Annotated in this window: 7 protein-coding genes; 3 read left to right on the plus strand and 4 right to left on the minus strand. The window is 64.7% G+C overall.

Annotation, left to right across the window (positions count from 1 at the left end; genetic code table 11):
* Together VFH65_RS07490 and VFH65_RS07495 are read right to left on the minus strand one after the other, a co-directional pair.
* A partial coding sequence (locus tag VFH65_RS07490) for a class I SAM-dependent DNA methyltransferase (RefSeq protein ID WP_353320521.1) occupies positions 1–646 on the minus strand: 646 nt, incomplete at its 3' end.
* Positions 647–688: 42 nt separating this feature from the next.
* On the minus strand, positions 689–1,588 hold the full coding sequence (locus tag VFH65_RS07495; protein WP_353320522.1) for an IclR family transcriptional regulator: 900 nt from the start codon (positions 1,586–1,588) through the stop codon (positions 689–691).
* 85 nt (positions 1,589–1,673) lie between these two features.
* Between VFH65_RS07495 and VFH65_RS07500 the strand changes: the two genes are divergently transcribed.
* From VFH65_RS07500 to VFH65_RS07510, 3 genes are read left to right on the plus strand one after another with little or no spacing between them, the layout of a single operon-like run.
* Positions 1,674–2,801, plus strand: coding sequence for a hypothetical protein (locus tag VFH65_RS07500; protein ID WP_353320523.1), 1,128 nt, complete (start codon positions 1,674–1,676; stop codon positions 2,799–2,801).
* A gap of 3 nt (positions 2,802–2,804) precedes the next feature.
* Positions 2,805–3,587 (plus strand): SDR family oxidoreductase, encoded by a 783-nt coding sequence (locus VFH65_RS07505; RefSeq protein WP_353320524.1) that lies wholly within the window; start codon positions 2,805–2,807, stop codon positions 3,585–3,587.
* A complete protein-coding gene (locus VFH65_RS07510) occupies positions 3,584–4,729 on the plus strand; it encodes a sulfotransferase family protein (protein ID WP_353320525.1) in 1,146 nt (381 codons plus the stop codon). The genes VFH65_RS07505 and VFH65_RS07510 overlap by 4 nt, the downstream gene beginning before the upstream one ends.
* Here VFH65_RS07510 and VFH65_RS07515 read toward each other — a convergent pair.
* Positions 4,726–4,944 (minus strand): DUF2283 domain-containing protein, encoded by a 219-nt coding sequence (locus VFH65_RS07515; RefSeq protein WP_353320527.1) that lies wholly within the window; start codon positions 4,942–4,944, stop codon positions 4,726–4,728. The two genes, VFH65_RS07510 and VFH65_RS07515, sit on opposite strands and share 4 nt — an antisense overlap.
* Before the next feature lie 44 nt (positions 4,945–4,988).
* Positions 4,989–5,496: sensor domain-containing protein (locus VFH65_RS07520; RefSeq protein WP_353320526.1), on the minus strand; the 508-nt coding region annotated here is incomplete at its 5' end.

Raw genomic sequence — 5,496 nt, forward strand, 5'->3', positions numbered from 1 at the left:
CGTACCGGTCCTTGTCGATCTCGGCAGCCGCGGCGGTCGGGCGCGGCTCAATCAGGCGCTCGATGAGGAAACCGGCTTCGTGCAACTCCTCGCAGGTCTGCTCGAGTGGCGCTAGCCAGTATCGAACGCGCCAGCCCCGGCTCCACACCTCGTCGATGACCCGTGCGTCGAAGTAGTTCCCGCCGTGTCGCAGCCTGTCGCCGGTGGGATGCTGTCGCGACAGCACCAGCGCCCCATCAGGACGGAGCACACGTCGAAGTTCGCGCAGTGCGCGCGCCCTGTCGTCGACGTATTCCAACGCAAGGGCGAACAACACAAGGTCCACGGACTCATCGGTCAGCCAGTCGAGCGGATCGGCGAGATCGTGCGCCCGAAACCGGCCTGAGGGCACGCGCTGCCTGCACAGTTCGGCCATTCGCGGACTCTGGTCGAAGCCGATTACGTCGGCGCCGCGGGCGACGAGTTCCTCGGCGTAGAGCCCAGGGCCGCATGCCGCGTCCAACACTGTCCGTCCCGCGACATCACCCAACAGGGCCAGACATGCTGGCCGGTCGTAGTGGGCGTTGTAGAGATTGTCGCGCGCGTGATCGAGGAACTCGTCGGCGAATTCATCGTATTGCGGATGCGAACCCACAACATCAGACACCAGGTCAGTGTGGCAAACCGCGCAATGCCGACTGCAGGTGCCTCAGCGCCGTGGCTTGGATCCGCCGAGTTGGGCAGTCACCGCGTCGGCTGTGGCCACCAAAGCCCTTGCCCGCTCGGTGATTTCGGTGTCGGTCAACGACTTTCCGATATGCATCGACGCCACCATCACCTGACGCTGATAGTGGTCGTAGACCGGCGCGGAGATGACGCTGATGTCATGTCGCTTCTGCCGGTTCTCGCCGCGCAGGTAGACCCGCTCGCCGATATCGGACACCAATTCGCCCAACAGCGCCCGCAGCTCGTCGGGCAGGCTGGCCGACATCCCCGCCATCAGGGAGTAGAGCCGCCGGCCGCCAGGGGTTAACCGTTCGACCAGATAGCCCTCGGCGCGGCACACCTCGATAACGCGGTTGAGCCGCTCGGTGTTGGTGCGCAGCGGGATCGTCGGCTCCTTGGCCAGCCAATTGCGTTCGGCTTCGTCGTCCCAGAGCACGAACATCAAACCGACCGGCGGCGCGAACGGGTAGCTCTGGCCGACCTCAACGCCGGGTTGTGCACCGGTCGGCGCCACCAGATCCAGCAGCGTGATCCGATCGTCGATCACCCCGGACAGTGCCGCGGTGACACCGAAGCGGGCCGACAACCGGCGCAGCTCGTCACGTGCGGCAGGGCTCACCCGCATCGATTCCTGCGCCTTGTGTCCCAACGTGATCAACGACGGGCCCAGCCGATAGGTCTTGTCGCCGGGGTCGCGGACCAGGTAGCCGGCTTCGGCGAGCGAGGTCACGATACCCAGGCAGGTCGGCTTGCTCAGCCCGAGTCGACGGGCCAATTCCGAGACCCCGAATCGCTCCTCAGGGCGACCGGCAAGAAAGTCCAGCACGCTCACCACGCGTTCGGTCGGTGGCGATGCGCGCCCGGTCGACGCGACGATGGTCACTCGGTCAGCCTAGCGCGCCGTTCCATATATGAAACGCAGCGGTCGATATATTGACTATGCTTAGAACACGTTCTAGTTTCGAGGGGTGTTCTCACAGCCGCTGATCGACGCGATCGCCGAGGCCGAGCAGTTGGTCGCCACAGCACCGTTCATCGAGTCCGAAGCAGATCTGCTCGAAGGTCTGCAATACCTGGCCGGTTGCATCGCGGGATGCACCCACCTGGCGTTCGACTACGACCGCGACCACCCGTTCATGCAGTCGGGCACGGGCCCCTTCACCAAGATGGCCCTGGACAATCCCGACACCCTCTACTTCGGAACCCGCGTGCAGCCCGGCCACGAGTACGTGGTCACGGGAAAGCGCGGCACCACCACCGACCTGAGCTTCCAGATGCTCGGCGGTGAGTACACCGACGACAACGTCCCGGTCAGCCAGGCGGCGTTCGACGACCGCGAACTCGACATCGCCGCCGACGGCACCTTTGAGTGGCGCGTGGTCCCGACGAGCCCGTCGCAACTGCTTGTCCGCGAGGTCTACAACGACTGGTCGGCCCAGCGCGGCTACATCAGCATCGCGCGCACTGACACGGCGGGGACCGCGCCGCCGCCACTGACCCGCGAGCTGATCGAAAAGCGCTACGCCGTCGCGGGAAAGCAGCTCGTGCAGCGCGTCAAGACGTGGTTGCAGTTCCCGCAGTGGTTCTACAACACCTTGCCGGTGAACACCATGATCGCGCCGCGGCTGACGCCGGGCGGGCTGGCCACCCAGTATTCGTCGGTGGGCCACTTCGATCTGACGCCCGAGCAGGCCCTGATCATCACTCTCCCGGTGACCGACGCGCCGTACCTCGGCTTCCAGCTCGGCAGCCTGTGGTACATCTCGCTGGACTACATCAACCACCAGACGTCGCTGAACGGCACTCAGGCGCAAGCGGATCCGGACGGAAAGATCCGCATGGTGGTGTCCGACGCCAACCCGGGTGTCGCGAACTGGGTGGAGACCCTCGGGCACAGGAAGGGCTACCTGCAGTTCCGCTGGCAACGGTTGTCGCGCGAACTCACCGAGGCCGACGGGCCTACCGTCGAACTCGTCGACCTGGACAAGGTCGCTGCCGCGTTGCCGCACTACGAGTCCAACAAGATCTCCGAGGAAGACTGGCGTGCGCGCATCGCATTACGCCAGAAGCAAATTGGCGACAGGATGGTGGGTTAGCACATGGCCGGATTGCTTGATGGCAAGGTCGTCGTGATCAGTGGCGTCGGGCCCGGGCTCGGCACCACGCTGGCACGCCGATGTGCCGACGCCGGGGCAGACCTGGTGCTGGCGGCGCGTACGGTCGAACGTCTCGAGGACGTCGCCAAGCAGGTCACCGACATGGGCCGTCGCGCGGTGTCGGTCGGTACCGACATCACCGACGAGGAACAGGTCAACAACCTGGTCGCCGAATCGCTCAAGGCGTACGGCAAGATCGACGTGCTGATCAACAACGCCTTCCGCGTGCCGTCGATGAAACCTTTGGCCAACACCACGTTTGAGCATATGCGCGAGGCGATCGAGCTGACGGTCTTCGGCGCGCTGCGGCTGACCCAGGGCTTCACGCCTGCGCTCGCGGAGGCCAAGGGCTCGGTGGTGAACGTGAACTCGATGGTGGTGCGGCACTCCCAGGCGAAGTACGGGGCGTACAAGATCGCCAAGTCGGCACTGCTGGCGATGTCGCAGTCGCTGGCGACCGAGCTGGGTGAGCAGGGCATTCGAGTGAATTCGATTCTTCCCGGCTACATCTGGGGCGAGACGCTGGAAAGCTACTTCAACCACCAGGCCGGCAAGTACGGCACCACCGTCGACGAGATCTACAAGGCCACCGCCTCCGCCTCAGATCTCAAGCGCCTGCCCACCGAGGACGAGGTGGCGTCGGCGATCCTGTTCATGGCCAGCGACCTGTCCAGCGGTATCACCGGGCAGACGCTGGACGTCAACTGTGGCGAGTACAAAGCATGAGCCCCAGAACAAACGTCGGCACCGTCGACGACCTCCACGCCTCCGCCGTAAAGGCATGCGGGCTGGACGATTTCGGGGACGACGACGACAACTACCGCGAAGCCCTCGCGGTGCTGCTCGACTCGTTCCAGCGCGACGCCGACCTCACCGAGCTCGGCAGCAAGATGCAGCGGTTCTTCGTGCGCAACGCCCTGGTCGCCCGGCTGGTGTCAGAGGCCGCTTTCAAGCAGTGCCCGCAGCACGCCGACGTGGCGATCGAACGGCCGATCTTCGTCACTGGGTTACCCCGCACCGGAACCACCGCGCTGCACCGACTGCTGGCCGCCGACCCCCGCCATCAAGGCTTGGAGCTGTGGCTTGCCGAGTTTCCACAGCCGCGCCCGCCGCGCGAAACCTGGTCTGACAATCCGGTTTTCCAGCAACTCGACGCGCAGTTCACCAAGGCGCACGAGGAGAACCCGGACTACACGGGCCTGCACTATATGACCGCTGACGAGGTGGAGGAGTGCTGGCAGCTGCTTCGCCAGTCGCTGCACTCGGTTTCTTACGAGACGTTGGCGCACGTTCCGACCTACGCCCGGTGGCTGGCCAAGCAGGACTGGACCAAGTCGTATCAGCGGCACCGCAAGAACCTACAGCTGATCGGGCTCAACGATGCCGACAAGCGCTGGGTGCTGAAGAACCCGAGTCACCTGTTCGCGCTTGACGCGTTGTTCACGACCTATCCCGACGCGCTGGTGATCCAGTGCCACCGGCCGGCCGAGACCATCATGGCGTCGATGTGCTCGCTCGCGCAGCACACGACAGAGGGTTGGTCCAACACGTTCGTCGGTGAGACGATCGGCCGCGACTCCCTCGAGACGTGGTCGCGAGGTCTGGAACTGTTCAATGCCGAACGGGCCAAACGTAATCCGGCTCAGTTCTACGACATGGACTATTTCGAGTTCATCAAGGATCCGGTCGCGGAGGTGGAGCGCATCTACGGCCATTTCGGTATCGAGGTCACCGACGCGTCCCGCGCGGCCATGGTGGCCAGCCACGAGGAGAGCAAGCAGGGCCCGCGGGCGCCGAAGCACACCTATTCACTGGCCGACTACGGCCTGACCGCCGAGCAGGTCAAGGACCGCTTCAAGGGGCTTTAGCCGAGACGCTCGGCGGCGCCGAGAAGGTCTTCGTGCAGGAGCGTGGACGCGCACAACACCTCGATGCCGACAAGCTTGCCGTCTTTCCAGTCCAGGTGGAGCTCGCCATTCGACGTCGGAGTCTCAACGACTAGGGATTCCCGGCCGGGCTCGAGGGCGGCGTCGGTAAGGCGGATATACGCCGCGTCTGCTCCGGTGTCATACGTGATGCGAATCGCTGTCTCCTATCGCCGGAAGCGGAAAGTTGCCGTACATGCCTTCAGGCGGTCGTATTGGCAAGTTCCTCAATGCGGTCCAGCGCTTCCCGAGCCAGCGACAGCACGTCGTAGCCGTTCACCGGTCCGCAGGTCGAGATCTCGATCGCCGCGTTGTGTGCCGCGACGAACGCGCTGTCGCAGGCCCAGTCAACGGCACGAAACGACCACAGCACGATGTCCGGTGACCCGGAATCCGCCTGGGGCGCAAGCTCGAAGATGTGCTCGCGGCCACGCATCGTGGTGACCGTGAACGGAACGCCGCGGCAGGATTCGATGGTCCGCTTCGCCTCTGCGAGCGCCTCCTTCGGGTCGAAGTCAGCGTGGTAGACGCCAACCATGTCCTCGACGACCACCTCCTGGCCGTCGACGGCCCAATGTCCACCATCGTGTGCGGCCGGGTCGTGGTCGAAGATGAAGGGCGGATCCACTTCCCTGGCGACACCGGTGCAGTTTTCCGGCTCGACGGTGACGAACAGGTTGCCGTCCGACGCCCCGACGTTCGGGCTCAAC

It is taken from the genome of Mycobacterium sp., from assembly GCF_035697385.1.
Classification (GTDB): domain Bacteria; phylum Actinomycetota; class Actinomycetes; order Mycobacteriales; family Mycobacteriaceae; genus Mycobacterium.

What these genes read in the sequence shown, in the direction of transcription:
- VFH65_RS07505 (WP_353320524.1), top strand. Translation starts at nt 2,805, where the DNA reads ATGGCCGGATTGCTTGATGGCAAGGTCGTCGTGATCAGTGGCGTCGGG.
- VFH65_RS07510 (WP_353320525.1), top strand. Translation starts at nt 3,584, where the DNA reads ATGAGCCCCAGAACAAACGTCGGCACCGTCGACGACCTCCACGCCTCC.